The 25951-nt window shown below is 45.5% G+C and carries 23 protein-coding genes and 1 pseudogene; 6 read left to right on the top strand and 18 right to left on the bottom strand.

Annotated elements, in window-relative coordinates; genetic code table 11:
- Positions 1 to 420: 420 nt before the first annotated feature.
- The gene (locus tag AB8613_RS09245; RefSeq protein WP_004736595.1) at positions 421 to 795 is read right to left on the bottom strand and encodes a hypothetical protein; all 375 of its coding nucleotides are present in this window, start codon (positions 793 to 795) and stop codon (positions 421 to 423) included.
- 244 nt (positions 796 to 1039) lie between these two features.
- On the opposite strand from AB8613_RS09245, the gene AB8613_RS09240 reads away from it, so the two are divergent.
- Positions 1040 to 1369: a DUF2500 domain-containing protein gene (locus tag AB8613_RS09240; RefSeq protein ID WP_017061032.1), complete on the top strand. Its 330-nt coding sequence runs from the start codon at positions 1040 to 1042 to the stop codon at positions 1367 to 1369.
- A gap of 60 nt (positions 1370 to 1429) precedes the next feature.
- Here AB8613_RS09240 and AB8613_RS09235 read toward each other — a convergent pair whose 3' ends face one another.
- The 7 genes from AB8613_RS09235 to rhtB form a co-directional block, all read right to left on the bottom strand.
- Positions 1430 to 2443, bottom strand: a complete 1014-nt coding sequence (locus tag AB8613_RS09235; protein ID WP_372383752.1) for an acyltransferase — start codon at positions 2441 to 2443, stop codon at positions 1430 to 1432.
- A gap of 160 nt (positions 2444 to 2603) precedes the next feature.
- Positions 2604 to 3824, bottom strand: a complete 1221-nt coding sequence (gene arsJ / locus AB8613_RS09230; protein WP_372383751.1) for an organoarsenical effux MFS transporter ArsJ — start codon at positions 3822 to 3824, stop codon at positions 2604 to 2606.
- 96 nt (positions 3825 to 3920) lie between these two features.
- The gene (locus tag AB8613_RS09225) at positions 3921 to 4412 is read right to left on the bottom strand and encodes a cyclin-dependent kinase inhibitor 3 family protein (RefSeq protein ID WP_372383750.1); all 492 of its coding nucleotides are present in this window, start codon (positions 4410 to 4412) and stop codon (positions 3921 to 3923) included.
- A gap of 186 nt (positions 4413 to 4598) precedes the next feature.
- Positions 4599 to 5600 carry an ArsJ-associated glyceraldehyde-3-phosphate dehydrogenase gene (locus tag AB8613_RS09220; protein WP_372383749.1) on the bottom strand — a complete coding sequence of 334 codons (1002 nt, stop codon included), beginning with the start codon at positions 5598 to 5600 and terminating at the stop codon, positions 4599 to 4601.
- Positions 5601 to 5641: 41 nt separating this feature from the next.
- Entirely contained in the window at positions 5642 to 5983 is a 342-nt protein-coding gene (locus AB8613_RS09215; protein ID WP_210447746.1) for a metalloregulator ArsR/SmtB family transcription factor, read from the bottom strand.
- 99 nt (positions 5984 to 6082) lie between these two features.
- Positions 6083 to 7303, bottom strand: coding sequence for an EAL and HDOD domain-containing protein (locus tag AB8613_RS09210; RefSeq protein ID WP_210447745.1), 1221 nt, complete (start codon positions 7301 to 7303; stop codon positions 6083 to 6085).
- Positions 7304 to 7348: 45 nt separating this feature from the next.
- The gene (gene rhtB / locus AB8613_RS09205; RefSeq protein ID WP_210447744.1) at positions 7349 to 7966 is read right to left on the bottom strand and encodes a homoserine/homoserine lactone efflux protein; all 618 of its coding nucleotides are present in this window, start codon (positions 7964 to 7966) and stop codon (positions 7349 to 7351) included.
- An 81-nt stretch (positions 7967 to 8047) separates the two neighbouring features.
- Between rhtB and AB8613_RS09200 the strand changes: the two genes are divergently transcribed.
- The gene (locus tag AB8613_RS09200) at positions 8048 to 9028 is read left to right on the top strand and encodes an alpha/beta fold hydrolase (protein WP_372383748.1); all 981 of its coding nucleotides are present in this window, start codon (positions 8048 to 8050) and stop codon (positions 9026 to 9028) included.
- Positions 9029 to 9218: 190 nt separating this feature from the next.
- Positions 9219 to 10046: a Cof-type HAD-IIB family hydrolase gene (locus AB8613_RS09195; protein WP_146489792.1), complete on the top strand. Its 828-nt coding sequence runs from the start codon at positions 9219 to 9221 to the stop codon at positions 10044 to 10046.
- Positions 10047 to 10120: 74 nt separating this feature from the next.
- On the opposite strand, the gene AB8613_RS09190 is transcribed toward AB8613_RS09195, so the two are convergent.
- Positions 10121 to 10588, bottom strand: coding sequence for an EVE domain-containing protein (locus tag AB8613_RS09190; protein WP_017633148.1), 468 nt, complete (start codon positions 10586 to 10588; stop codon positions 10121 to 10123).
- Positions 10589 to 10627: 39 nt separating this feature from the next.
- Between AB8613_RS09190 and AB8613_RS09185 the strand changes: the two are divergent.
- Together AB8613_RS09185 and AB8613_RS09180 are read left to right on the top strand one after the other, a co-directional pair.
- A pseudogene (locus AB8613_RS09185) lies at positions 10628 to 12173 on the top strand (COG3650 family protein).
- Positions 12174 to 12175: 2 nt separating this feature from the next.
- A complete protein-coding gene (locus AB8613_RS09180; protein WP_146489794.1) occupies positions 12176 to 12772 on the top strand; it encodes a tRNA-uridine aminocarboxypropyltransferase in 597 nt (198 codons plus the stop codon).
- Positions 12773 to 12952: 180 nt separating this feature from the next.
- Here AB8613_RS09180 and AB8613_RS09175 read toward each other — a convergent pair whose 3' ends face one another.
- The 8 genes from AB8613_RS09175 to AB8613_RS09140 all read right to left on the bottom strand — a co-directional run bounded on the left by AB8613_RS09175 (position 12953) and on the right by AB8613_RS09140 (position 23020).
- Positions 12953 to 15433: an EAL domain-containing protein gene (locus AB8613_RS09175; RefSeq protein ID WP_146489795.1), complete on the bottom strand. Its 2481-nt coding sequence runs from the start codon at positions 15431 to 15433 to the stop codon at positions 12953 to 12955.
- 192 nt (positions 15434 to 15625) lie between these two features.
- Positions 15626 to 18124, bottom strand: coding sequence for an EAL domain-containing protein (locus tag AB8613_RS09170; protein ID WP_132982602.1), 2499 nt, complete (start codon positions 18122 to 18124; stop codon positions 15626 to 15628).
- Positions 18125 to 18293: 169 nt separating this feature from the next.
- Entirely contained in the window at positions 18294 to 19010 is a 717-nt protein-coding gene (yigB, locus tag AB8613_RS09165; protein ID WP_017071800.1) for a 5-amino-6-(5-phospho-D-ribitylamino)uracil phosphatase YigB, read from the bottom strand.
- Between the two features lie 15 nt (positions 19011 to 19025).
- Positions 19026 to 19958, bottom strand: a complete 933-nt coding sequence (gene xerC / locus AB8613_RS09160) for a tyrosine recombinase XerC (RefSeq protein ID WP_017061015.1) — start codon at positions 19956 to 19958, stop codon at positions 19026 to 19028.
- On the bottom strand, positions 19927 to 20625 hold the full coding sequence (locus AB8613_RS09155; protein ID WP_132982604.1) for a DUF484 family protein: 699 nt from the start codon (positions 20623 to 20625) through the stop codon (positions 19927 to 19929). The genes xerC and AB8613_RS09155 overlap by 32 nt, the downstream gene beginning before the upstream one ends.
- A 45-nt stretch (positions 20626 to 20670) precedes the next feature.
- On the bottom strand, positions 20671 to 21501 hold the full coding sequence (dapF, locus tag AB8613_RS09150) for a diaminopimelate epimerase (RefSeq protein WP_060983632.1): 831 nt from the start codon (positions 21499 to 21501) through the stop codon (positions 20671 to 20673).
- An 11-nt stretch (positions 21502 to 21512) separates the two neighbouring features.
- The gene (gene lysA, locus AB8613_RS09145; protein WP_061019782.1) at positions 21513 to 22766 is read right to left on the bottom strand and encodes a diaminopimelate decarboxylase; all 1254 of its coding nucleotides are present in this window, start codon (positions 22764 to 22766) and stop codon (positions 21513 to 21515) included.
- A gap of 41 nt (positions 22767 to 22807) precedes the next feature.
- Positions 22808 to 23020: a lipoprotein gene (locus AB8613_RS09140; protein WP_032554288.1), complete on the bottom strand. Its 213-nt coding sequence runs from the start codon at positions 23018 to 23020 to the stop codon at positions 22808 to 22810.
- On the opposite strand from AB8613_RS09140, the gene cyaY reads away from it, so the two are divergent.
- Positions 23000 to 23314 (top strand): iron donor protein CyaY, encoded by a 315-nt coding sequence (gene cyaY, locus AB8613_RS09135; protein WP_004740462.1) that lies wholly within the window; start codon positions 23000 to 23002, stop codon positions 23312 to 23314. The genes AB8613_RS09140 and cyaY overlap by 21 nt on opposite strands.
- Before the next feature lie 71 nt (positions 23315 to 23385).
- Here cyaY and AB8613_RS09130 read toward each other — a convergent pair whose 3' ends face one another.
- Complete coding sequence (locus tag AB8613_RS09130) at positions 23386 to 25914, bottom strand: class I adenylate cyclase (RefSeq protein WP_132982607.1); 2529 nt, start codon at positions 25912 to 25914, stop codon at positions 23386 to 23388.
- Positions 25915 to 25951 lie beyond the last annotated feature (37 nt).

The raw sequence follows: 25951 nt of genomic DNA, 5'->3' as shown, positions 1-25951 counted from the left end.
CCACCACCAACCCCCATTAATACAGTTTAACAACCTTTAACAATATAAATCACACATAACAACCATTATAAAACAGCAACTTAAAACAAATAAGAACAAACATGAATCACAACGAACAAAATAAGAACACACCAAAACACACAGTTAAACAGAGCCAAACAAGCCAAAAACTAATAGTTTTCTACTACTTTTGGAGCTTTCGAAAGTAATTCTTGATCTAAACCTATAAGTGGGCTATTCTTTAAAACATAGCGAGAGACAACCAAATTTAGGAGTAGTGTTATGATTTCATCTTCGCAAAGACAAGGACTTGTAATGATCGCGGTAGTTGTAGGTCTAATGACACTACCGATGATGTACTAAGCAAGTTACAGATAAAAAAAGGGACGCCATGAGCGTCCCTTTTTTTGTTCAATTTTTTCACTTCGAAAACAGATGCAGTGTTAGCACATCCCAGTTCGCATAATAGAAACCTGCGGCAGCTAAAGTCATTGCCATCATCAGTAAAATCGCAACTCGCCAGATAAAACGACCACTACGTGGAGTCAGCTCCTTCTCACAGTCGTTACACATCATGATGAATTTATGTTGGTCTTCCAACTTAGCCTCATGTTCATTGACTACCTTGTTACGACACGTTGCGATATAACGCAGCTTACTCACCATATCGTGCGGTAACCTTTCTTCACAGCTTGTTACAAGCTCATGCAATCCTTCGCCTTCGGCATGATATTGAAGCCTCAATAATTTCTCTATATTGCGAGTTCTTGTCACCACTTTTTCAATATCGGTCATCTTGGCCCTCCCACTCCACACTATAATTCTAGTCGAGCATTTCCCTATTCTTATACAAAATCACTGTTATTTACGAGAGAAAGAGACAATAAATAACAATGCTTTATCCCAAACTGGCCATTAAATGTGATGTCTGCCGAAAAATAATCAGCTTGGCTTACAACAGTTCACGAATAACGGCTTTAAACACATATCCCTATTGCCTGAAAGACTAGAATAACCATCACGACTACATGGAGGTTATATGCCTAATTCACTCTTTTTTGCCATCTTTGCACTCGCTGCTCTAGCGGCTTGGGTATTTATTGGTTTCTATAGAAAACACTCGCAAGGTGAAAATGCGCCAGAGAAGAAAGTGAATGTCACGGTGTTAGACAAACAATCCATCGACCTTCCTGACGCAGAACCTGGCCAAGAAGATCAAGAGTACTGGATTTACGTTCAACGTGGTGTGGTTGGTCCGAAGCGAGAATTCCAAGTCGGCATCCACTACTTCCACGCCCTTAACCCGGGCGACAAAGGAACCTTAACCTACCAAGGCGATAAGTTCTTACACTTTGCGTTGAAGCGCTAAACGTCAGCCGCTTCAACTGTCTCCCCTAAGCAATCCATCAGAAAGCCTTAGCACTCACAGCTAAGGCAATAACCAACGTGTTTTCTCTGACTTAGAGACCAACCAGCTCATCCATAACGCGCCAGCTCCGCTGATCACAATCCATAATGGAATAACCCAAGCTGGATGTCCTTGGTACCAACCGAACTCTTTCATTGGCCACAAGACAATAGGGTGCAGCAGGTAAATACCTAAGCTGTGCTTACTGATAAAGCCAACTACTTGGTTACTCTTCTCAGAGAAGCCTTCACCATAGTAACGGCATACCATGAACACCATGCTCGCTGCTAATACGGTATTCAACGTCTTGTAAGATAACCAGCGCCCTACCGTGTACTCTTCTGCCACCAAGCTTGCATCAACCACCATGTAAACCGTGGTTAGTAACGCAAATCCACCCAGTAATACACTCACGCCAACTGTCATCTTGTTAAGTGGCACAATCTTATACAGCAAGTAACCCAATGGTAAGTAACCGGTGTACAACCACAACTCGTGACTCCAAGGGCCATCGATTTTCAGTAAGAACAGCAATGTTGTGAACAACCATACCGCCGTAAAGGCATAGACAGATCTATCACCGTACTTTCTGACCATGATCTGCAAGAACGGAATCACAAAGTAGAGCGGAATGAAGTAATAGAAGAAACCAAGGTGGTAATAGGTGTAATGATGGTAGCTATTAAGCAACACGTCCCAGCTGACGTCGGCATCAAAGCCCATTGCCGACCAACCCGAAAGATAGGTATAGAAAAGCGACCAGACAATGAAAGGTATCAGTACCTTACCCAGACGACGCTTGAGGTAGTATTTAGCGTCAAACGGGCGCTGATCACTGAGCATCAGTGCGCCAGTAATCAAAATGAACACAGGTACTGCCCAGCGGCTGAAACCGTTTACCGTAATGGCAGTAAACCATTCACCGAAAGGAATAGTGCCCAATTCATTGCGATAAGGCGCCAAAACATGAATCGCGATAACCGCTACGGCCGCGACACATCGTGCTAAATCAAAAAAGAGAATTCGCTGCTTCATGTAAATGCCTGATTAATATTCAATCATTCTACTATAGCAATAAAAAAGCTGACCGGAATAAATACCAAGTCAGCTTAGTGTTAAAGGAGATGCTTATCGCGAATTTAGCTCATACGACGCTAGCTTATGCGACTTGAGCTCTTACTCATGCGGCTGAAGCTTATGCCGCTGAGATTTGCGGTACTTTAGGTAAACGCAGAGAGATCACCGTCGTTATCGCTAAGAATGCGAAGGAAACCCACAGACACGCAGACAAACCTGCCATTTGGAATACCAAGCCCGACAATATCGTGCCAATCAAACGGCCCATCGCGTTTGCCATGTAATAGAAACCGACATCAAGAGAAACGCCATCGCCTTTCGCATAACTCACAATCAAATATGAGTGAAGTGATGAGTTCACCGCAAAGATGGCACCAAATACCATCAAACCACCCACGATAACGAGCTCTGGTTGCCAACCAATCTGTACTGCATAAGCGATAGCAGCAGTCACGATAGCCAGCGCACCTGCCCATAACAGCGCAGCATGGCCATCTGGCACCTTGCCTTGAGCTTTACCAGTAATCTTCGGCGCTATGCCCTGTACAAAGCCATAAGCGATTGTCCAAGCCGCTAAGAAACCGCCAACCCATGAGTGATCCCAACCAAACACATTGCCTAGGTAAATCGGTAAAGCAATCACAAACCACACATCACGAGCACCGAACAGGAACATACGGGCCGCCGATAGGATGTTGATCGATTCAGACTTAGAGAAGATCTGTTTGAATTTAGGCTTGGTTTTCGCTTTACCCATGTCCGCTTCTAAGCTCAACACACTGCCAACGAAGACTAATGCCAACACGACTGCCATCGCAAGCACAGCGTATTGGAAGCCAATCGTTGAAAGCAGCAAACCACCAATAAAGAAGCCTGCACCCTTCAGCGCATTCTTAGACCCAGTCAGAATCGCAATCCACTTATACAAAGCACCTTGCTGCTCATCCGGTACCAAGGTTTTGATTGAGCTCTTGGCACTCATCTTATTGAGATCTTTAGCGATACCTGACAAGGCCTGCGCTGCCATTACCCAAGGAATAGTCAACATAGCCGATGGCAATGCCAACATACCCAAGGCAAAGACTTGCATCCCGAGGCCAATGTTCATGGTCTTATTGAGGCCAAGACGCGCCCCCAGCCAGCCACCGATTAGGTTCGTCACCACACCAAAGAATTCATAGAAAAGGAACAGTGAGGCGATCTCTAACGAACTGTAGCCAAGGTCGTAGAAATACAAGACCACCAGCATACGAAGTGCACCATCGGTAATGGTGAAGTTCCAGTAGTTGAAAGTCACCAACATGTATTGGCGAACGCTCTTACTTAGATTTGAAAACATAATGCTATCTCTGCAATCAAAACAAAAAGAGCTTTTGGATCACGATAAGCTTAACACTCCAGATACCAAAAGCTCCTTGTCTAACACCGATGACTATTAGCTATTCGCTACGCCATTGATGTACTCAACCTGAATAGGCTTAGTAAATGCGCCGGGACGCAGTGTCTGCACCTCTTGAACGATCTTGTCGAGATCCCAGCCTTTTTCTAAAAGCAGATGAGCCGCGAACAAACCGGTACGACCTGAGCCGCCCATGCAGTGCATTGCTACCTTAGCGCCACTATCAACGATTTTGTGTAGCTCTGGGCTTGCTGCAGACCATTTCGCCGCAAACTCAGCACCCGGAGCACAATCGTCTTCGATTTCGATTTGGAACCACTGCATGCCTAGCGCACGCGTTTTCTCGCCAAGTGCTGCCACGTCTTTGCTTGCTAGCTCTGCATCATCGAGCGCAGTCACAATAGCTTCAACGCCTTGCTCTTTCAGTTGTGCCAGAGATGTATCAAGATCAGCGTCTTTAGTACCTGGGCATGGAGTCAGAATCAGCGCGCCTTGTTCAAGGTCTAGTTGCCATGTTGGGTGTGTCATAGTGTTATCTCTTAAATTCTTATAGAACCAATACTCAAAATAATTGGAGTTGCAGCTAGGTAACCTTTTCCCTACAAAGGAATGAAGTTCAGCCCTATGAGCATAGGGGCTCTATGTGATTAGGGCGGCCGGCGCTCCAGTGAACTTACGCAGTTAACAACGCTGCAGCTTCAAGTATGAAGAGTATTAAGCTAAACCAACGGTACGCACTAACTCAGCGGTACGTGTCGCGTAACCCATTTCGTTGTCGTACCAAGCGTAGATCTTAACCATGCGCTTACCTACCAACATAGTTGATAGTGCATCTACGATGGTTGAACGTTGGTCACCTTTGTAGTCGATAGACACAAGTGGGCGCTCTTCAAAGCCAAGGATGCCTTTTAGCTCGTTCTCAGATGCTTCTTTCAACATCGCGTTCACTTCTTCTGCCGTCGTGTCTTGCTTCACTTCGAAGATGATGTCAGTCAGAGACGCGTTCGCTAGTGGTACACGAACCGCGTGGCCGTTGATGCGGTTTTCTAGCTCAGGGAAGATCTCAACAATCGCCTTCGCAGAGCCAGTTGTTGTTGGGATTAAGCTCATGCCACATGCACGTGCACGACGTAGATCTTTGTGTGGCGCATCTAGAATGGTTTGCGTGTTAGTTAGATCATGAATCGTTGTGAATGACGCATTATCGATACCAAGCTTCTCGTTGATCACTTTCACTACTGGAGCGATGCAGTTAGTGGTACAAGACGCAGCCGTCACAATTTTGTGTACTGCTGGTTCAAAAATGTTGTCGTTCACACCAACAACGATGTTTGCGATGCCTTCTTCTTTCACTGGCGCTGATACCACAACACGCTTCACGCCTTGCTCTAGGTATTTGTTTAGGAAAGAAGTCTTACGGTGAACACCGGTCGCTTCGATAACCACATCGCAGCCAGACCAATCGATCGCATCGATGTCGCGCTCTTGTGTGGTCTTGATGCGCTGGCCATTTATGATCATCTCATCGCCTTCTGCAGTTACTTCGTGATGAAATCGACCTTGAACTGAATCGAACTCTAGAAGATGTGCTAACGTTGCGGTATCGCCCGCTACATCATTAATTTGTACAAACTCTAGCTCTGCCCAATCGAATGCTGCGCGAAGTGCTAGACGGCCGATGCGGCCAAAACCATTAATACCTACTTTAACTGTCATCGTATGCTCTCTCAGCTAGTGGGGAATCTAAAAATATTCAATTAAACGCAACATTGAGGGCGTGAAGTCATAGCATCTAGGCGTTCAATGTCTTGTTGATATTCAGTTTTCAAACAGTTCGATGCGATAAGGTCATCAATTAACTTTAGCATCCAACCCGGTAAATCTTTGGACAAGCGGTAGAAAACCCATTGTCCTTGGCGAACGTCAGTCAAAATGCCGTTTGAGCGCAACTGCGCAAGGTGGCGTGAAACCTTTGGCTGACTTTCTTGTAATGCCTGAGTCAACTCACCAACAGAGAGGCACTCTTGGCGCACAATCATCATTAAGCAACGCACTCGCGTTTCATCAGACAGTAATTTAAAAAATTGGTGAGGAAGCATAACTACATACTCATATATGGATATGCGTATATATTAATTATAAAAAAACGCACGTCAAGGCGTGCGTTTCAATTGTCATAAAAGTTTAACGAAGAAACATCAGAGCTTGTTGGTCACGGTATGACTCCAACGGCGAGCTTCGGTAAGCTCCGTTTTTACCTGATCCACGCTTAATCCTAAATCAGCGCAGTGCTCATCAAGCTGTTGCCAATCGGCATGTTCAAAGCTCTCTTCAAGCGCGAGCAAGGTACCATATGGCCCTTCTCTACGTAGCAGAGCCACCTTGATACTTTTACACAAAGGCAGTTGCTCAACTAAATTCTCTAACGATAGATCGAGCAATGCATCCAACAATGAGAACAAACCAATCATAAAGGCTTGCTCAGCGTGCCCTTCAAATACCTGATAACGAGACATACGCTGACAAAATTGCGCTCGCTGTAAAGACAAGCCATACAACTCTTTCGGCTTTTTATCAGAGACATAAGACGCCACCGCCAGCGAAACAAACATTTTCAGCTTCTCTTGCCCCAAGTAAACCAAGGCCTGACGGAATGACGAAATAGTTACCTCAAGACGAGGCGACATTGTGTTCACAAAGCGCAGTAGCTTATAAGACAAAGCGACATCCTTCGCGACGATGCTCTCGACACGTTGGAAGTCGACATCCGGCTTACACACTTCTTGGAACAGCTCCATGGCAATCACTTGTTCAGGGCTGATGTACTTGGTCTTGATGATTTCCGGTTTACTAAAGAAATAGCCTTGGAAGAACTTAAAGCCCGCCTCTTTGGCTTGCTGGAATTCTTGTTCGGTTTCGACTCGTTCAGCAAGAAAGCTAAACTTTTTCCCTTGATGAGCTTTTACCAAATCACACGCCTCATCCAAGCCCATCTGCATGATATCGAGCTTAACAATATGTGTGTATTTAAGGAAACGCTCCCATTCTGGCGTCGAAGTAAAGTCATCTAGAGCAATCATGTACCCCGCTTGGTATAGCTCTTTAACGGCTTCTAATAATTCGTCGGTCGGTTGGCAGGTTTCGAGGATCTCAACCACAACCTTGTCTTTCGGCAAGCTCAAAGGCAACCGACGAATCAAGCTTTGATACGGGAAGTTAATAAAGCAACGTGAAGATGGGATCGACGGGTTAAGACCAACCGACAAGAAATTCTCAACAATCAGACGATACGTTGCTCTGTTAGACTCTATATGCGCTGGATAGGCATTCCTTTCTCCGTCACGAAACAGCAGCTCATAACCAAGTGTGTTCTTGTTACGGTTTAAGATAGGTTGTCGAGCAACGTACGTAGCGGTCATTTCTTGATAACTCTAATTGATTTAACTATAACTCTATTGCTTTCACTAGGCTTTAGCGGCAGCCAGCAATGCGCCGCAGCCCATGAACATACCACCAAAGATTTTATTTATCTTACCCATTATGCGATCTGAACGAATAAAACGTCCCATTTGTGAAGCTAATGAGGTGTAGCCCAACATAACAACGCTATCAATGAATACCGTCGTCACACCTAGCACTAATAACTGCGGTGCTTGTGGTTGTGTGGGATCGATAAATTGAGGAAACAAAGCCACCAAAAATACGATAGATTTTGGGTTGGTAAGGTTAATCAGCACCGCATTTCTAAGCAGCTTGCCACTCGATAGCGTCGAGTTTTCTTGTGAGGCCACTAAGCTAGAGTTGTCACGCCACTTTTGAATACCCAACCAAAGAAGGTAAATCACGCCCACCCATTTGATGATAGTGAATGCCAACGCAGATTGAGCGACTAATGCGCCAATACCCGCGCCCACCAGCATTATGTGGAATGCAAGACCGAGCTGTAAGCCTGCGATCGACGCGAGCGACTTCTTGGTACCATAACTTAGTCCATTGCTGATTGAGTTAACGGTACCTGAACCCGGAGCCAAACTAAACAATATCGCCGTGACGACATAAGCAAGCCAAACATGAGTATCCATTTGCATTTCCTTACTAGTTCTTTAATCTAACAACATTAGTAGCGATAAAGCTCTCACATGCACCAGTTCAGGTAATTTCCCATGGAAAACCACAGCGTCGCCCCGTTTTCTTACACGCAAGAACCTCAGTTCGAGCAAGCGATTAAACACCCGATCCCTACTCTTTGGCAACAACGAAAAGATGGGTATGTAACATCATCCGGTAAAAAGAAGCTGTACTGGTGTAGCCTAACCTCACCGACTCATACCAAAGCCATCGTTATTTCAAATGGCCGTATCGAGTGCTGCCTAAAATACCAAGAACTCTTCTATGATTTCTATCAACAAGGCTATGACGTTTATTCATTTGACCACCAAGGTCAAGGTCAGTCGGAACGTATGGTAACAGACTCTGACATTGGTCACATTCATGAGTTCAATGATTATGCATCAGACATGTCTGACATCATTGCCAGTTTTGACTTAAGTAAATATACCGAGCGTTATCTTCTTGCACATTCAATGGGCAGTACCATCGCGACTCGCTATCTACAGACTCATCCGGATCACCCTTTTGATAAGGTAACCCTGTGTGCGCCGATGTTTGGCATCAACACTGAATGGTACCTAAAACCTATCGCGATGGTTGTTGGACAAGTGCTTACCGCGTATCACGCTAAACCAACTTATGCGCCAGGCCAACAAGCGTATTACTCAAAACCTTTCGAAAACAACTTACTGAGCCACAGCGAGGTTCGCTATCAGTGGTTCCGCCGTTTGTATGACGAGTCACCCTCTTTGCAGGTAGGCGGACCGAGCACACGCTGGGTGTGGCAAGGGTTAATGGCAGCCAAGCAGGCCATCCAACAAACTCGCCAAATCAAAATCCCACTGCTTTTGATTCAAGCAGGGGAAGAGAAAATTGTGAGTAACGATGCTCAAGTAAAGTTCATCAACAAGCTGAAGAAAACCAACTCAGATTGCCAGTTTAAGGTCATCGAAGGGTCTAGGCATGAGGTGTTGTTTGAGAAGGATGAGTATCGTAATCCAACATTGGATGCTATTACTCAGTTTTTTGCTTAGCGTTAGCGTGGTAACAAGAAAAGTAACGGACAAAAGAGAGAGGCGCTAAAGAGGAAGAGAAGTAAGTGAGCTTTGCCCTCTTTTCTTGCATGAATTTGGCATACAATTTCTAGATAGAGATATTGTATTTCAAAGGGCGCTAGCATTGGCTGGTGTCGATATTGGTTAAGCATTTTGCAATGAGGGTTAAATGACTATTCCTGCACTTAAAGATTCCGTGAAAATCGTTGCCTCTGATTTAGATGGTACGCTTCTGGCTCCCAACCATCAGTTAAGCGATTTTACCAAGCTGACACTCAAGAAGTTACACGACCAAGGTTATACCTTTATCTTCGCGACGGGTCGCCACCATGTCGATGTTGCGGGTATTCGAGAGATTGCTGGTATTCCGGCCTACATGATCACTTCAAACGGTGCGCGCGTACACGACCAAAATGATCAGCTAATGTATAGCCAGAACGTGCCACAGGATTTAGTTCAGCCTGTTATTGATGTGGTTCGCCAAGATCCAAACATCTTCATTCACATGTACCAAAATGAAGATTGGTTGCTGGATCGTGAAGATGAAATGCTGGCTAAGTTCCACAGTGAGTCTGGCTTTAGCTACAAGCGATTTGAAGCTGACAACGCGCCGAGTGATGGCATTGCGAAAGTTTTCTTCACACACCCAGAACAAGACCATGAATACCTAGTGACGTTTGAACAAAAGCTAAGAGACATGTTTGGCGACAAACTGAACATCGCTTTCTCAACACCTTGGTGTCTAGAAGTGATGGCAGCAGAAGTATCGAAAGGCCATGCGTTAGACGCGGTTGCGAAATCACTGAACCTGACTCTTGATAACTGCATCGCCTTTGGTGATGGTATGAATGATGCTGAGATGCTAGCTATGGCGGGTAAAGGCCTGATCATGGGCACATCACACGAGAAAGTGATGAAAGCTCTGCCAGACAATGAAGTGATTGGCAGCAACGCAGACGACGCCGTTGCTCACTACTTAGAAAAACACCTACTCTAAGCAGTCCCAATAAAAACATAAAGGCAGCCAATGGCTGCCTTTTTTGAACCTTACGCTAAAAGCTTCCTCTAAGGTTAGCGAGAACCGAGTACTTCTTTGCTTAAGATGGCCTGCCACTCCTGTTCAGTAACAGGCATGATGGACAAGCGATTACCGCGCTTCACCAATGGCATTTCTGATAGCTCTGGCATAGCTTTCAATGTTGCTAAGGGAATCAAACGCTCAGTCACTCGTACAAACTCGACATCCACCATAATCCAGCGAGGATTATCAGGAGAAGATTTAGGATCGTAGTAATCACTCTCGGGATCGAATTGAAAATGATCTGGGTAGGCTTCTCTGGTTACTTTTGCGATCCCTGCTACGCCAACTTTTTTACATGATGAGTGGTATATCATCACCAAGTCTCCAAGCTTGACATCATCACGCATCATGTTTCGAGCCTGATAGTTGCGTACACCCTCCCAACAAGAGGTTTTTTGTACTCTAAGAGTCTGAATAGAAAAGGTGTCGGGTTCTGTTTTAAATAACCAATATGCCATAATAAATCCAATTAACGGTTGCTCCGAGGAAGATATAACATGAAGGTAATGAAAAACCCAGTGACATGGCTAGTCGCATTCGCGCTACAAGGTTGTGTAACGGCGCCAGATACACCGCAACAATCTGAAGTTCCACCAGCAACCTTGGATGAGCCACTGAGCATTCAACCGCAAACCTTCATCATGCGTGGTCAGGTTGTGGTTGGCCACGAAAGCCGAACCTTCACCCCTTGCGGTAGCCAACAACAATACTGGTTAGATTTAACACCAGAACTCGCATTAGAAGCGCAAGGGCTCTCAGCGAGACCTTACCAAGCCTTATACGGCGAGCTGATTGGTCATCTAACCGTACCGAGCCAAACAGGGTATAACGCAGATTTCACGGCACGTTTCGTGGTTGATCAAGTGAATATCCTAACCGCAGAAAACCCTGATCGTTGTGACCAACCCTTGCGTTCAACACGTGTATTCGGCAATGAACCTTTCTGGTCAGCAAGCTTCGATAAAGACCAGCTCAAATACACTAAGATGGGCGAACAGCCACAGATCCTCGATATTGAATCAAGCCGCACCACACCAAGCAGTCGTGATTACCAATTAGAAGGTAAAGCAGCGCAAGGCAAACTCTACCTTACAAAAGAGAGTTGCAGCGACGGCATGAGCGATTCTATCTATGGATGGCATGCCAAGCTTAACCTCAATGACAGCAACTATAATGGCTGTGCAACGGTCTCTAACCAAGATCCAACACTGGACTGGAGCGGACTCTACTTCGCAAGCTCAACACAAAACTCTGGGTTCTCAATTAACCTAGAGCTCAACGATGACCACAGCGCGATCACGACTTACTCTTACAGCAATGGCGATCCTTCAATTGTTGAACAAGGCTTCTGGCAGCAACTCAACCAAAATCAGGTTCAAGTTGTGATGACTCGCCACCAGCAGCAATACCTGATCTCAGAGCGTATCTTCACGCTCGATAACGGCAAACTGGTCGCTGAAAAAGAAAAAGTGGGCAACGTTGTCTACCCGATTGCCAATGGCGGTCTGGTGCTATTCAGAAGCTAAGAGTGCACAAGCGCAAGTCAACACCACCGCTAACGTTGATCTAACCGCAAAGCAGGTGAACTCCAGTGATCAACTTGATCAAAAAGTTGACCAAGCGATCCGCGAGTATTTTAAGATCAACAGCAGCTCACCTGACGACACCAAATACCGCTGGTTAACCTACGACCTCAATGGCGACGGTAAAGAAGAGCTGTTCGCCCAACTCGATTGGTGTGGTTCTGGTGGCTGTACACTGCTGATTTTCGAAAACCATCAAGATAATTGGCGCTTCAATAGCCGAGTGACACTAGTTAAGGGCGACATACGCTTAGGTAAATCACAAAACCACGGCTGGCAAGATCTGGTCTTCAATGTCAGCGGCGGCGGTGCAACACCAGCGAAACACACATTGTCATACTCTGGTGTGAGCTACCCACTCAACCCAAGTGTTGCTCCAATTGCAGATGATGCTGACATCAGCGATGTGGTTTTGTTTGCTGATGGTGTCTCACCTGCACAAAGTGGGGTTAAGCTGTAAACATGAGTAACCTACAAGCTTGCCCTGGTTGTGGCTTCACTCACCAATGTATTTGTCACCTGATACCGAGTGTCGAAAGCCAAATCGATCTTGTACTGCTCACTCATGAGAATGAACTGTCGCGCGATACCAATACCGGAAAGCTGCTTCAGCAATCCCTTGATCAGTGTCGGTCCCTTGTATGGCAAAGGAAAACACCACCAGCGGAGCTAATGGCGCTGCTTGACGATGAAACACGGCAACCGTTTCTGTTATTCCCAAGTGATAAAAGTATCGAGTGCCAGCAAGCTGTGATGACCCAAGCCCTGAGTCGTAAACCGCTATTCATCATCTTAGATGGCACATGGCAAGAAGCGAAGAAGATGCTTAACAAGAGCTCATGGTTACAAGCCGTTCCACAAGTTCACCTCGACATCATTAGCGTATCTTCATACACCTTGCGCCGTAATCAAGACAGTGGCCACTTGTGTACTTGCGAGGTGGGCGTTGAGTTACTCAAGTCTTTAGGTGAGGGTGAACCTGCCAAACTCATTGATGACTACTACCAACAGTATCTAAAGGTATTCCATGCCGACAAGTGTGGCCATGCCCTCAAATAGACCAAATAGGCGCGCGGGAAGGCAATAAACAAATTTCAGGACGGGACAGATACTAAAAACAAAAAGGGTGAGCCATAAGCTCACCCTTTTTACATCGGACTTTAATCTATTGAACCATTTAGTGTTTCACGTGAAACGCACACTCTGGCTGTTCGTTGAAAAGAGATTTTACTCTCCCTATCAGAATAAGCGTTGAGGCTGACCAAAGTAGTAACCTTGCAGGTAATCGACACCCATATCCTCTGCGATTCGACACACCTGTTCATTATGTACGAACTCCGCCACCGTCTTAGCATTCAGAATCTGACATAAGCTCACCAGCTGTTGCGCTATCTTACGTTGCTTTTTATCCGTATCGATATTGCGAATTAGACTACCATCAAGCTTTATGACTTGTGGTTCTAGCTTCAATATCTCATCAATGTTCGAATAGCCTGAACCAAAGTCATCGACAATAATATTCACACCAAGATCACGGAAGTGGTTACACACCTCAATCAAGCGACCGTAATCCTGAATTTGTTCCGTTTCCAGCACTTCTAAACCAATACGCTGTGGGTGACTGATTTTCTTGATGGCTTGTTCAAGATGAAGAATGGTTTTCTCATTGCTGAAATCTTGTGGCGCTAAATTAATTGAGAACGAATCGGTTCGCTGACTCATAAAATCAAAGGTACGCGTTATCATCTGACGACTGAGGCGTGTATAGAGGTGCGTTCCTTCTATGATTGGCAAAAACTTACCCGGTGCAATCAACTGACCGTCTTCTTCAATTCGAACCAAGCACTCGTAGCTCTCTACCTGATGGCTATGCGCCGAAACAATCGGTTGAGAACACGCCACAATATTCTGATTAAGCACAGCACGACTCACGCACGACAACCAACCAAGTTGTTCTTGGCGATGCTTCTCCAGTTGAATTAACGTCTTAGCACTCACTAAGTGTTTATTCTGGCTGACGGCACTGCGCCTCGCATCAATCGCCTTCAATAATAAGTCATCAATAGAGGTCGTTGGGAAATCTCGACGGCTAGCAATACCCGCACAGATAGACACCGACAAGTAATCAATATCGGGTAAACCTGTAGGTTCGAAATTTACATGCTCGGTTTGATCGGCAAACTCCGAGAATCGCTGATGAATATGTTCTTGGCTCGCCCAGCTATCGAACACCACTGCCCACTCACCAATACCGATACTGTAGAGCTGACATCCCTCATCAAAGAACTGCCACAGCGCCTTTTGAAAATACTCACTCAAGTCATGCAGAAGCTTGTCACCCACTCGATAGCCGTACTTTTCATTGATCTGACCAAAGGTCGTGACCTTCAAAGCTAACAAGTGGCTATCACTGCTCATCTTCGACAGCTTCTCACGCAATACACTTCGATTAGGCAAGCCAGTACGGTGATCAATTCGGTAGCTCGCCGTTAATGCGGTAGCTTGTTGCTGAATCTTACTCGCCATGCTGTTGTTCATGTCATCGACATCAAGCAGTGCATTTCGGATCAATGAAAACAGAGGGGATATATTGGTCGCGGGTTGTGTATCTAATGGCAATACTACCTTACCCTCGCCTTCTCTTAATGCGAGGTAAGTGAGGCTATGGTGCAAGATTCGCTGTTGATCATTCTCTTGATAGAGTTCTCCCATGCAGTACACGCCATAGCTGTCGGCCAGCTTCTGGAAAACCTCAACCTCTTGGTTGCCATCAATAAAGTCGATGCGAGAGATACAGTTATAGATAAAAAACTGTTCCGGCTTATGAGAGGCAAGCTGTTGAACCCCCAGTCGGACCTGCTCCAGGGTCAATGAGGGATGGTCATAACAAAACCGGACCTCATCACCCACTTGGAATTGGCCACTGAACTCTATCTCTCCATATTCCGTCACCTTGAGCGGTAAGTGAATCCTTTGCTCTTTCGGATCACCAACCATCAAAGGAAAATTATGCAGTTGCTCAAAAGGCAATTCAAGGCCATCAGCGAGGTAACGATTGTAGAGCTCACGAACAGGTATACCATCCAATTCAACCAACCAGTTATCTTGGGCTCCTGTCACTCGGAAAGTCCGGCCAATAGGGTTCCATTCAGTGAAATAACCTTTAGTGATGGATAGCTCTGCACTGTGCAGCGCCAACATCACATAGGCATTTTCATAGCAAATACCGTTTAGCATCACCCATCGTCCATTATCTGTGATGGTCGATGCACCACCACAGATAGGTAATAAATATCTCGACTGCTCAAACGCTGAAAATAGAACTCGGTTATTTATCTGCAAGCGGTCTGCGAAACAGATGATGCTTTGAGTATTATCATTGCACTCAAGCTGTTGCCACATAGCGTGGCTATCGACCAATGGTTGCTCGCTATATTCGACAACACCACAAGAGTAAGACGTCGCGTCAAAACGGGTAACAATCAGATAAAGACCTTGGTGCAGGATGACGCCTTGGCTGATGTAGTGGTTAGCACTGCAACCAATCAGTTTGGCATTGGGGAAAGTCGATTGAATCACTTGGCAGGCAGCCGCAACAGAACCCTTCTCGAAAGACGAAAACACCTGAATTAGTAGGCTTTCGTGTTGATGAAAATCTATCTTTTCCAATTCACGTTGGGTTTGCTCAATGTCTTGTATCAGGAGAGAAGTCGACTGCATATTCACATTAATCGCTAGGTTAATGATTTGTTATTGTGCTTATTATAGATAAGGCTTGCACGGAATACTTACAATCGTCTTATAAATAATGTGACGTTAGTTAGACATCACTTATTCCACCACAAAGCAGACATCAATGGTGATTGAGCATTTTCGAAGCCAGCCGGCATGAGAACCCATTAGTTTTAATAACTAAAACAATCGCTTAGGCTCACCAAAGTAATAACCCTGCAGATAATCGACACCCATTTGTTCTGCTATCTCACAAACCTGTTGGTTATGGACAAATTCAGCAACCGTCTTAGCATTGAACACTTGGCATAAGCGAACCAACTGAGAAGCGATATTTCTTTGTTTTTGGTCTTTGTCGATATTACGAATCAAGCTACCGTCGAGCTTAATAATCTGTGGCTCAAGCTTAATGATCTCATCAATATTGGAGTAACCAGAGCCAAAATCATCAACAATGATTCTCGCCCCGAGTGCACGGAAGTGATCACACACCTCTATCATGCGGCCATAATCCTTGATTTGCTCAGATTCCAAAACCTCTAAGCCAAGTCGAGTGGGATCGTTCATACCACTGATCGCAGCCTCGAGTACCTCAAGCGTCTTGTCACTCAACAAATCTTGTGGGGATAGATTGATAGAGAACGAACTCTGTTTATCCGCCATATAACCGATAGTGCTCTTAATCATATGTCGACTAAGGCGTGTGTAGAGGTGCGTGTCGGCAATGATAGGTAAGAACTTTCCTGGTGCCACAATAGTACCGTCCGACTCCATGATTCTGACTAAACACTCTTGGCCAATCATTTCGTGAGTGCCCGATTCCACAATCGGCTGAGAGTAGGTAATGATGTTCTGATCTAAAATCGCACGGCTCACACAGCTCAACCAACCGAGCTGCTCTTTGCGGTCCTCTTCGCTCACCTGAATGTCTTTGGCATTGGTGATGTGGGTATTGTTCCGCACCCCATAACGTCGAGCTTCGATCGCTTTCAATAAGATCTCGTCACCGCTGTCGGTTAAGAAATCACAACGACTAGCAAAGCCGCCACACAGAGAAACAGACAGGTAATCAATATCAGCCAAACCATATGGCTCAAAATTTATGTGTTCGATGTCATCGGCGAACTCAACGAAACCTTCTTTTATTTTTGTACTACCAACACTGGCGTTAAAGATAATCGCCCACTCTCCGACCCCAATACTGAACAGCTCAACCTTCACGCGAGGCTCCTTCACGACACGAAGCTGCAATCGCTCAATAAAGTGATTAGACAGGTCAAGCAGTAACTGGTCACCCACCTGATAGCCGTATTTTTCGTTAACTTGATGGAAATTCGTGAGCTTTAACGTGAGTAAGTGTTCACTAAATAGAATCGTATTGAGGCGCTCCTTCAGTACAATACGGTTCGGTAAGCCAGTGCGTGAGTCAATGCGATAGCTCTCGGTTAAGCGACGCGCTTGTTGATGGAGTTTTTTCTCCATCTGGGTATTCATACTGTCGAGATCAGCGACTGCATTTCTGACCAAGTTAAGCAATGGTGACACTGTTGAGCCACACTGAAAATCTTCACAACGAAACTCTTTAACCTCGTCAGACTCGCGCATAGCGATATAAGTCAGGCTGTGGTGCAGTATCTCTTGGCGGTCTTCATTGCGGTATAGCTCACCCATACAGTAGGCACCACATGTATTCACTATCCCTTCAAATGGCTTAAGCTCAAGTTTACTGTCGATAAACTCAAGTCGAGATACACAATTATAGATGATCACCGACTCAGGCTGATGCATGGCTAGCATCTCGGCACCGTGACGCACCTTTTCCGCGGTCAAAGAGGGGTGGTTATAACAAAACTGCGCCTCTTCACCGACATGCCAAGGGCTATCAAACTCGATACTGCCATCATCATTAATGCGTAGAGGTGTTGAAATACCCTTCTTTCTGCCAAGTTCTCGATAAAGTGGAAAGCTCATCAGTTGGCTAAAAGGAAGGTCTTTGCCATCCGCAAGGTAATGTTTGAATACTTCAATCGCCGGCTTGTCATTCAACGCGTATAAGCGATTTCCGACCGCATGTGTGACTCGCAGTTTCATCCCAATCGGGTTCCACTCAGAGTACGCATCCGACCAAACCTTCAATCTTGGGTTAGTCAGAGCCACAGCAACACAGGCATGCTGGTAGGTTTGCTCGTTATACATAACCCAACGGCCAAATTCATTCTCATGGCACAGTCCACCAGCAATCGGCAATGCGTAAGGCAGGTTTTCAAAAGCGCTATAGATAGGGTAATCACGCCCTTCGACCTGATCGCACAAACTGATGACCGTTTTGGTGCCTTCGGTAAGGTGCAGTTGCAAAGCTAAGTCTTGGCTATCTTGATTTGGATTACCCGTAAAAGGCTGGACTGCCGAGGTTAGATGGGTTTCGTTGAACTCACTGATGATGACTAAGGTGCATGCACTTTCAAGGCAATTATCACAGATAACATGACGAGCACTCTGACCAATTAGCGTCGCATTGTTTAAACGATTGAGAGCGACACTCGCGATTTGACGAGCTAGATCTGAAGATTGAGCTGAGAAAATTTGGATAAGGTACTGTTTGCTGTCACACCATTCTCGCTGATCAAGTTGAGCTCTAAACAACGCCTCAGTATTTGCGAGAAATGTAAATGTTTGCATGCCAACCCTTGTTCAAATTCTAATGGAGTAGAGAACCCGCAACCACTGCTATGACTGAAATGAATCGATAAAAAGTAGCCGCCAATTATCCTAGCCTAATCAGGCTTTTATAGGCGACTAATGTAACAATTCACTATCATAAATGCGACACAATAAGCTTACCAAGCCATTAAATTAGTCGCATAAGATCGCTAAGTTGGTCTATTTCAACATCAGGGAGCACGCTCGCCTTCGAAGAGAGGTATAAATTGGAACCAGTGTCATTAAACCAGCACGCTTGGAAGCCATTTTGCTTGGCTCCATAGACATCCGTTTTGAGGTGATCACCAACATGAAGAATATTCTCAGCGTCACAATCTAGGTGTTGCTGAGCTTTTTCAAACATATCTGGGCAGGGTTTAGCTCTTCCATCAGGGCCAGCTTTAAGGATTAATTGAAAGTACTGCCCTAAGCCAATTTTGTGTGGGTCGACATTACCATTAGTAATCGCAACTAGAGGAATGCCTTGACTAAGCTCAGTCATCACACGATGCGTTTCGTCAGGAACATTGACTTGATTACGTAGCCATAATGCATGCTCAATACCTTCTCGAGCCGCTTGTTCTGCTTGCTGCTGAGAATAACCCAATTGCAGCAAACCACTTTTAATCTGAGTTTCACGCCATACTGTGACATCATGTTTCAAAGCTGGGTTTTCAGAGGCGATTTGCTGCTTAATGCCCTGCCACTCTTCGAGCGATAAAGAAGCCGACACTGGGTGCTTTTGATAAAGCCACTGTGCCATCTCCTTCTCAACCTTCATGATCACAGGCCAGTTGTCATACAGGGTGTCATCTAAGTCAAAGGTCATGGCTTTGATGGGCTTTAACCCTCGATAAATTCGCATAGTAAACCCTTAAATCTAATCTTTGTTCTTCTTACGCGCTCTCGGGTGAGCCTGATCATAAGCTTGTGCTAAGTGTTGGAAATCTAAGTGGGTATACACTTGGGTCGTCGAGATGTTTTCATGGCCAAGCAATTCTTGAACAGCACGAAGGTTTTGGCTCGACTCTAGCACATGCGTTGCAAAGGAGTGACGCAGTTTATGCGGGCTGATGTGGCTCGCGACAGATTGCTTCTTTCCCCACTCTTCCATACGTTTTTGCACGCTTCGATGAGAAATACGAGTCCCTAACTTCGAGACAAACAGTGCGGTTTCACCCGGTGAAGCCAACTCACCACGAACTTTAAGCCATTTATCGACCCACTCTTTAGCTAAACCAGAAAAAGGCGCTTTGCGTTCTTTATCGCCTTTACCGATGACTCGGATTTCACCCTGGCGACCCAACACATCTTTGAGGTTAATACCGACCAGTTCTGCCAGTCGTAACCCAGCGCCATACATCACTTCCATCATCGCGCGGTCACGAATCGACAGTGGGTCGTCCTCGTTAACATCAAGCAACTGTCCAACCTCATCAACATCGAGGTTTTTAGGCAGAGGACGCTGTTTACGTGGAGCAGAAACACCTTTGGCTGGATTGGCCGTCATTTCTCCACGCAACACAAGAAAATCAAAGAAACTGCGCAGTGAAGATAAGCGTGTTGCAATGCTGCTTGCTTTCATTCCCTCACGCATGCCTTTACTGGCAAGTTGTCTTACCCACGCTGCATCGACCTGGCCCCAATCCTTTAGCCCTAGCGTGACTAAATGACCGGCCATAGTTTCAAGTTGTTGTTTGTAATTACGTTGAGTGTGTAGGCTGAGTCCCTTCTCGCTTCTGAGATACTCATAGAAGCGAGAAAGTGGCTTTTGAAGGCTGTTAGGAAGAGGTATTTTGGGCTCTAGGCTCATTATTTATCTGCCAAGGTAAGGTGTCCGCCAAATGAGCGACAACAAGTGCTAAATGACGTAAAAAGAGCGTATCCATATGGGGTTGGAAATGTCCGCCTTCTTCACTAGAAAAGGCGAGCAAGCCCAATGGAGACTGCTTAGCAAGCGGTAGTACTACATAAGAGCCTAGCTCTGGAACTGGATAATCACCAAACAAATCGTGTCTGTCGGCTTTTCTCAAGCGCCCAAGATAAGCATCTTTGCCATTGAAATGGTTCAGCGAAAACTTAGAGTAGCCCTCAGCACTTAAATGATAAAAACCCGATTGTGAAAGAATTCGAACATGAGCCTTAAGCCCAAGGTCTAACGCTTTTTGTTCAACGGCCTTTATCACCTGCATGAAGTCACTGCATTTCAGCACTTGCGCTTGCAGATCCATAAACTCATAGAAGGTTTTATCGTTATTTGCCGCCAACGACATCAAGCCAGTGATCTCTTCTTCAAGCTCTTCGATTCGATGACGCTGGCGTTTAAGCTGAATCTCAACCAGAGAAACAGCGCCCTGCTCAACGTTATTGATAGCAAGGCGATCAACCAAATCTTTTCTGTCTTGGAAAAAATCTGGGTTATCACGTAAATATTCCGCGACCACTTCTGCGGTGAGTGCGTCGGCTTCAACGTAAGACAAAATCTATCCTTTATGTTTTATGAATCTATTGGTTATAAATCGTTATTAGCAAGAAAGTTGACCATCAAACACATGCGTTGCCGGGCCGGTCATAAACAGAGGTTTACCCGGGCCTTGCCAGCTAATGTGTAAGTCACCGCCTGGTAGACGAACCTTCACATTCTCAGCCAGTAAGCCTTGAGTGATACCAACGGCAACTGCGCCACACGCTCCGCTGCCACATGCCTGAGTTTCACCCGCGCCACGTTCGTAAACACGCAAACGAACTTCTTCACGGCTAACCACTTGCATAAAACCAGCATTAACACGCTCAGGGAAACGTTCGTGTGATTCGAGAAGCGGACCTAGGGTGTCCACATCAGCAGTATCGACATCATCAACGACGGTAACCACATGTGGGTTACCCATGCTTACCGCACCACAGAACAAAGTATGTACATCCGTTCTCAGGATATACGTCTTCTCTGGCTGCTTGGCCTTGAATGGAATCTTACCTGGTTCGAACTCAGGAATACCCATGTTCACCGTGATCAGGTCATTCTCTTCAATTTTGAGAACCATTTTACCTTTCTTGGTGCTGACGTTGATACTGTACTTATTCGTTAAGCCTTTCATGCGAACGAATCGTGCAAAACAACGAGCCCCATTACCACACTGCTCCACTTCACTGCCATCCGCATTGAATATGCGGTAATGGAAATCAGTTTCAGGATCATAAGGAGCCTCAACCACAAGTAGCTGATCGAAACCCACACCAGTGTGACGATCCGCCAAACGGCGGATCAAATCTGGAGAAAAGAAAATATTTTGAGTAATGCAGTCCACGACCATGAAATCATTGCCCAAACCATGCATTTTAGAAAAGTGGAAGTGCATAACGCTTAAAATTACTCCGGAAGAATGTTTTCAAGTTCCCATAGACTCGCAAGCTCTTCACGCTGACGAACCAAATGAGTTTTATCGCCATCAACCATCACTTCAGCCGCACGCGAACGAGTGTTGTAGTTAGATGACATCGCGAAGCCATAAGCGCCCGCAGAACGAACTGCTAGCAGATCACCTTCTTCAAGAACAAGGTCACGATCTTTACCTAGGAAATCACCCGTCTCACAAATTGGGCCAACCAAATCGTAAGTCACGGCTTCACCCTGTCTCGGGCTAACTGGAACAATATCTTGCCAAGCTTGGTAAAGCGCTGGACGCATCAGGTCGTTCATTGCTGCATCGATGATGGCAAAGTTCTTGTGTTCGGTTGGCTTGAGGAACTCGACTTTTGTTAATAATACACCAGCGTTAGCAGCAATCGCTCTTCCAGGCTCGAAAATCAGCTCTAGATCAGAATGATTCTCTAGGCGAGCCAATAAGGCTTTCGCGTAATCTGAAGGCTGTGGTGGTAATTCATCACGGTAAACCACACCCAATCCGCCACCGACATCAAGGTGTTTGATGTTGATACCATCAGCTCGTAGTTGGTCGATCAGTGCAAGCAGGCGATCGGTAGCATCAATGAAAGGTTCGATATCCGTTAGCTGAGAACCAATGTGGCAATCAATACCATGAATAGACAAGTTATCGAGTGTTTGTGCAAACGCATAAACGGCTGGAGCACGGTCGAAAGCAATACCAAACTTGTTATCACGCAGACCAGTAGAAATATAAGGGTGAGTGTTGGCATCAACATCTGGGTTGATACGCAGTGAAATTGGCGCTTTAACACCAAGCTCACCAGCAACTTTATTCAGTCGCTCAAGTTCTGGCTCAGACTCTACGTTGAAACACTTAATGTTCAACTCAAGTGCGCGCTTCATTTCAGCAGCTGTTTTACCGACACCAGAGAACACAACTTTTGCCGGATCGCCACCAGCAGCTACTACACGCTCTAACTCACCGCCAGAAACAATGTCAAAACCTGAACCCAAACGAGCCAAAGTATTCAACACGCCAAGGTTCGAGTTAGCTTTAACGGCATAACACACCAAGTGCGGATGCTCACCAACCGATGAGTCAAACGCGTTCCAATGACGCTCTAATGTTGCACGAGAGTATACATACAGCGGCGTACCATATTGCTCTGCGAGTTGTGAAAGTGCGACGTCCTCAGCCCAAAGCTGGCCATCTTCCTGATAGTTGAAGTAATCCAAAGTTCTTATCCCTTATAAATAACGATTTCTGCGTGTTTCACTTATTGTGATTGTTCAGTCTGCTGAACTTCATCAGGATCGTATAACGGACCCGTTTGACCACAACCAGAAAGTCCAATAACGGACAGCATAAACAGAGCGGTAATTAATTTTTTCATTTTGCATATCGTGATTATTAACTCAATGCCCCCTATAATCGCACCACACTCAGGAAAAGCAATAGGATAGAAAGGATGAACGAGACTGAATTTCATCAACTAGTCGATATACAGATGCAAAACATCGAAGAAGCTATCGACGATTCAGAGGCAGATATTGATTACGAAGTGACTGGTAACGTGATGACGCTCGAGTTTGAGAACCGCAGCCAAATTATTATTAACCGCCAAGAACCAATGAAAGAAATCTGGTTGGCGTCTAAATCTGGTGGCTTCCACTTTAAATTAATCGACGACAAGTGGACATGCTCTAAGACGGGCATGGAGCTGTTTGAGATGGTAAAAGAAGAATGCGTGAAGCACGCAGGTGAAGAGATCGATTGGGTCTAATCATTTGTAAGCAAAACTAAAAAGGAGTGAATCAATCACTCCTTTTTTAATATCAATCAGTCTCAATAAGCCTAGATGTTGACTATCTTTGAACTCCGAGAAGACAAGGTAGCGTCGTTACGGTAAGGCACAACATAAGAGTTACCCTCTTCAGGGTGCACGATCTGGTAGTACTGAGGGAGATTGAAGTTAATCAACTTAGACGACATCTTCGACTCATCTTTTACCGATGTGTAGAAAGAATTCACGTTCGCGATCATCTCATCTTTTTCACCATTGTACTGGTGATACACCTCTACTTGATTCGACTCGTCCAATACATAGATATTGAAACCTTTATCGGTATCTTCAAAGAAGAACTGAATTAAACCCTCACTCGCAAAACCATCCACCACTTCTGGCAGTTGATACTCCTGCTCTTTATCGAGCATCAGTAACGGTGAACCCTTCAACTTATTGGTTGAGATACTACGGTAGAAATCAACCGAGTTTTCCAACATCTGTACCGATACACCACGACGCTCGAAGAACAGACCAAACATCTTATTAGCTAAACGAATAGCCTTAAAGCGGCGACGCTTCTCTGGTTCAATCGGTTTCAATCGTAAGTCGATACACTCAGCAAGCAGTTGATACACCATATTACGCATCACACCACGCAGGTTTTTGCTGTAACAGAACACATCCACCGACTCTGGCGGCAACGCATCTTGGTGCATTTTGCCAAGAACCGTTTTAAGTGCATCCAGCATTGCTGTATCACCTTGGAAATGAAGCGTACGTACTTCATGCCAAGAGTTACGATAAACCAGATCGACACTGCCGACTAAGCTCTTACCTTCTTCACCAAAGCTGAAGATATCAGCATTCTTGAGGTCCACTTTTAATGCACGACCACTTAACTCAGAAGTTGGGTCATTTTCAAAGTTGATGAACATCGCGAGCTGGCTTATCTCACACGGACTCGCCAGTGCTTGCATACTCGGGCGACGCTTACGCAAAGAAAACGTATTACGCAGATCGCTCACCATTTGATAGAACTTATCGATATCAATGTGAGCATCACGCACCACAGAGTGCAAACGCGTCGACTCCGTAATCAAGCCATTAAAGAATGACCAAGCAACCAGTTTACTCAAGTACTCATGGTGCTCAAGTGAAGGCTGACCAAGAATACGATGCGCTACCAATGGCTGCTTATACAGGTACCAGCCGGCTTTATTCGACTGACCCTGACGAACTTCGATAAAGCTCAAGTCTGGTTCATGCAGATCAGGAGAGATTTGCGGATTCAGTAACGTCACTTTACCTGGCAATACCTCAAACGCAGCGTAAAGCTTACGCGCCAAAATACTAATATCTTGTGGGCTAATTGCAGAAGTGATGTCGTTGCGACGCGCAAATTGAATCAGATTACGATAGCTCAGCATCAAGGCATCAAGCAGTGCATGGTGTACCACTTTAACCTGCTCAACCTTCCAGTTACGGCGGTTATCGAGCTCAGCAATGGTTTCATGTCCCCAATTCCAAGACTTAGTCATCTCAGTTAAGGCTTCACGACGCCACGCAACAGAACCAATGCCCGCATCTCGTGACAACTTCTCGTGGGTCTTAAGGTAGAAACAACGTCTCACCAAGTCCAATCGAGTGTGGTCGTTAATGCGTTCTAGATAGCGCGTTACCTTCTCAAGCATCAGATAGTAGCTATCCATGCCATACAGATCCGGTTCATCCGCGAAGAAGCGACGCTTGGTATCAATACTCAGCAGTTGAGTGTTTGGGTATTCCCATGAATAGGCTTCTAACAGGATCGCCTTTAACACCGATTTATACGGAGAGTCGATACTCTTATAAAGCTGCCATAAGTTTGAACCAAAGTACTCTTCAGCGGGAATACGATTTAGCTTACCGAAATCGATCCACTGCGAGCAATCAAGATAGCCGTCCTGACATAAACCTTGAACATACTCGTCGTAGCACTCTTCCATTTCAGGCGGAATGATTTGCCACAACAAACGTTGACCGGCTAAACGAACCGCTGAGCGATAGAACTCATCAAGCAGTAACAAGTGCTGTGAAGAACCACAGTTATCACCGGTCATCTCTTCCGAATGATTCGAACGGAAACGCTGTTCATCCATCAAGAAGAAGTTAGCTTCCACACCTAAGGTCTCAGCCCAATCGGTAATAAGCAGACACTTGTTGGTCAAGCTATCACGAGATGCGCCATCCATATCTGGAGAAACACACACCCAGATATCAAGATCACTTGAGGTACTTTGCCCAATAGAAGAAGTACTACCCATGGTGTACAAGCCAAGGATTGCAGGTTCAGCAGCCTCGGTAAGTTTGCCACCCAGCGTTAATTCGGTATCAGAGACAAATTGCTTTTGGAATTCATTAAGCGTGAAGCTACGAATTCCAAAAGGAACTTGTTGGTCATAATAACCCGGCATCATCGGGTGATTGAAGTGAAGCAGTGCGGGAATAAGGTTGAAAACTCGCTGGCCTTGCACATTCATCAACGCCAACGCACGATCAATGCGCTGCTGATTTAGATTGTCTAATCGTTGAATCAAAGTTTGAGTGTAAGCCTGCAAGGTAAGTCCTTGGTTTGAGGTTAAGTGCAGTTCTGTT

Source organism: Vibrio sp. BS-M-Sm-2 (genome assembly GCF_041504345.1).
In the GTDB taxonomy this organism is placed as follows: Bacteria; Pseudomonadota; Gammaproteobacteria; order Enterobacterales; family Vibrionaceae; genus Vibrio; species Vibrio satsumensis.
The sequence above is the reverse complement of the archived record's forward strand: the minus strand, read 5'-3'. Positions and strand labels throughout refer to the sequence as shown.

What these genes read in the sequence shown, in the direction of transcription:
- AB8613_RS09245 (WP_004736595.1), bottom strand. Translation starts at nt 795, where the DNA reads ATGACCGATATTGAAAAAGTGGTGACAAGAACTCGCAATATAGAGAAA.
- AB8613_RS09240 (WP_017061032.1), top strand. Translation starts at nt 1,040, where the DNA reads ATGCCTAATTCACTCTTTTTTGCCATCTTTGCACTCGCTGCTCTAGCG.
- AB8613_RS09235 (WP_372383752.1), bottom strand. Translation starts at nt 2,443, where the DNA reads ATGAAGCAGCGAATTCTCTTTTTTGATTTAGCACGATGTGTCGCGGCC.
- arsJ (WP_372383751.1), bottom strand. Translation starts at nt 3,824, where the DNA reads ATGTTTTCAAATCTAAGTAAGAGCGTTCGCCAATACATGTTGGTGACT.
- AB8613_RS09225 (WP_372383750.1), bottom strand. Translation starts at nt 4,412, where the DNA reads ATGACACACCCAACATGGCAACTAGACCTTGAACAAGGCGCGCTGATT.
- AB8613_RS09220 (WP_372383749.1), bottom strand. Translation starts at nt 5,600, where the DNA reads ATGACAGTTAAAGTAGGTATTAATGGTTTTGGCCGCATCGGCCGTCTA.
- AB8613_RS09215 (WP_210447746.1), bottom strand. Translation starts at nt 5,983, where the DNA reads ATGCTTCCTCACCAATTTTTTAAATTACTGTCTGATGAAACGCGAGTG.
- AB8613_RS09210 (WP_210447745.1), bottom strand. Translation starts at nt 7,303, where the DNA reads ATGACCGCTACGTACGTTGCTCGACAACCTATCTTAAACCGTAACAAG.
- rhtB (WP_210447744.1), bottom strand. Translation starts at nt 7,966, where the DNA reads ATGGATACTCATGTTTGGCTTGCTTATGTCGTCACGGCGATATTGTTT.
- AB8613_RS09200 (WP_372383748.1), top strand. Translation starts at nt 8,048, where the DNA reads ATGGAAAACCACAGCGTCGCCCCGTTTTCTTACACGCAAGAACCTCAG.
- AB8613_RS09195 (WP_146489792.1), top strand. Translation starts at nt 9,219, where the DNA reads ATGACTATTCCTGCACTTAAAGATTCCGTGAAAATCGTTGCCTCTGAT.
- AB8613_RS09190 (WP_017633148.1), bottom strand. Translation starts at nt 10,588, where the DNA reads ATGGCATATTGGTTATTTAAAACAGAACCCGACACCTTTTCTATTCAG.
- AB8613_RS09180 (WP_146489794.1), top strand. Translation starts at nt 12,176, where the DNA reads ATGAGTAACCTACAAGCTTGCCCTGGTTGTGGCTTCACTCACCAATGT.
- AB8613_RS09175 (WP_146489795.1), bottom strand. Translation starts at nt 15,433, where the DNA reads ATGCAGTCGACTTCTCTCCTGATACAAGACATTGAGCAAACCCAACGT.
- AB8613_RS09170 (WP_132982602.1), bottom strand. Translation starts at nt 18,124, where the DNA reads ATGCAAACATTTACATTTCTCGCAAATACTGAGGCGTTGTTTAGAGCT.
- yigB (WP_017071800.1), bottom strand. Translation starts at nt 19,010, where the DNA reads ATGCGAATTTATCGAGGGTTAAAGCCCATCAAAGCCATGACCTTTGAC.
- xerC (WP_017061015.1), bottom strand. Translation starts at nt 19,958, where the DNA reads ATGAGCCTAGAGCCCAAAATACCTCTTCCTAACAGCCTTCAAAAGCCA.
- dapF (WP_060983632.1), bottom strand. Translation starts at nt 21,501, where the DNA reads ATGCACTTCCACTTTTCTAAAATGCATGGTTTGGGCAATGATTTCATG.
- cyaY (WP_004740462.1), top strand. Translation starts at nt 23,000, where the DNA reads ATGAACGAGACTGAATTTCATCAACTAGTCGATATACAGATGCAAAAC.
- AB8613_RS09140 (WP_032554288.1), bottom strand. Translation starts at nt 23,020, where the DNA reads ATGAAATTCAGTCTCGTTCATCCTTTCTATCCTATTGCTTTTCCTGAG.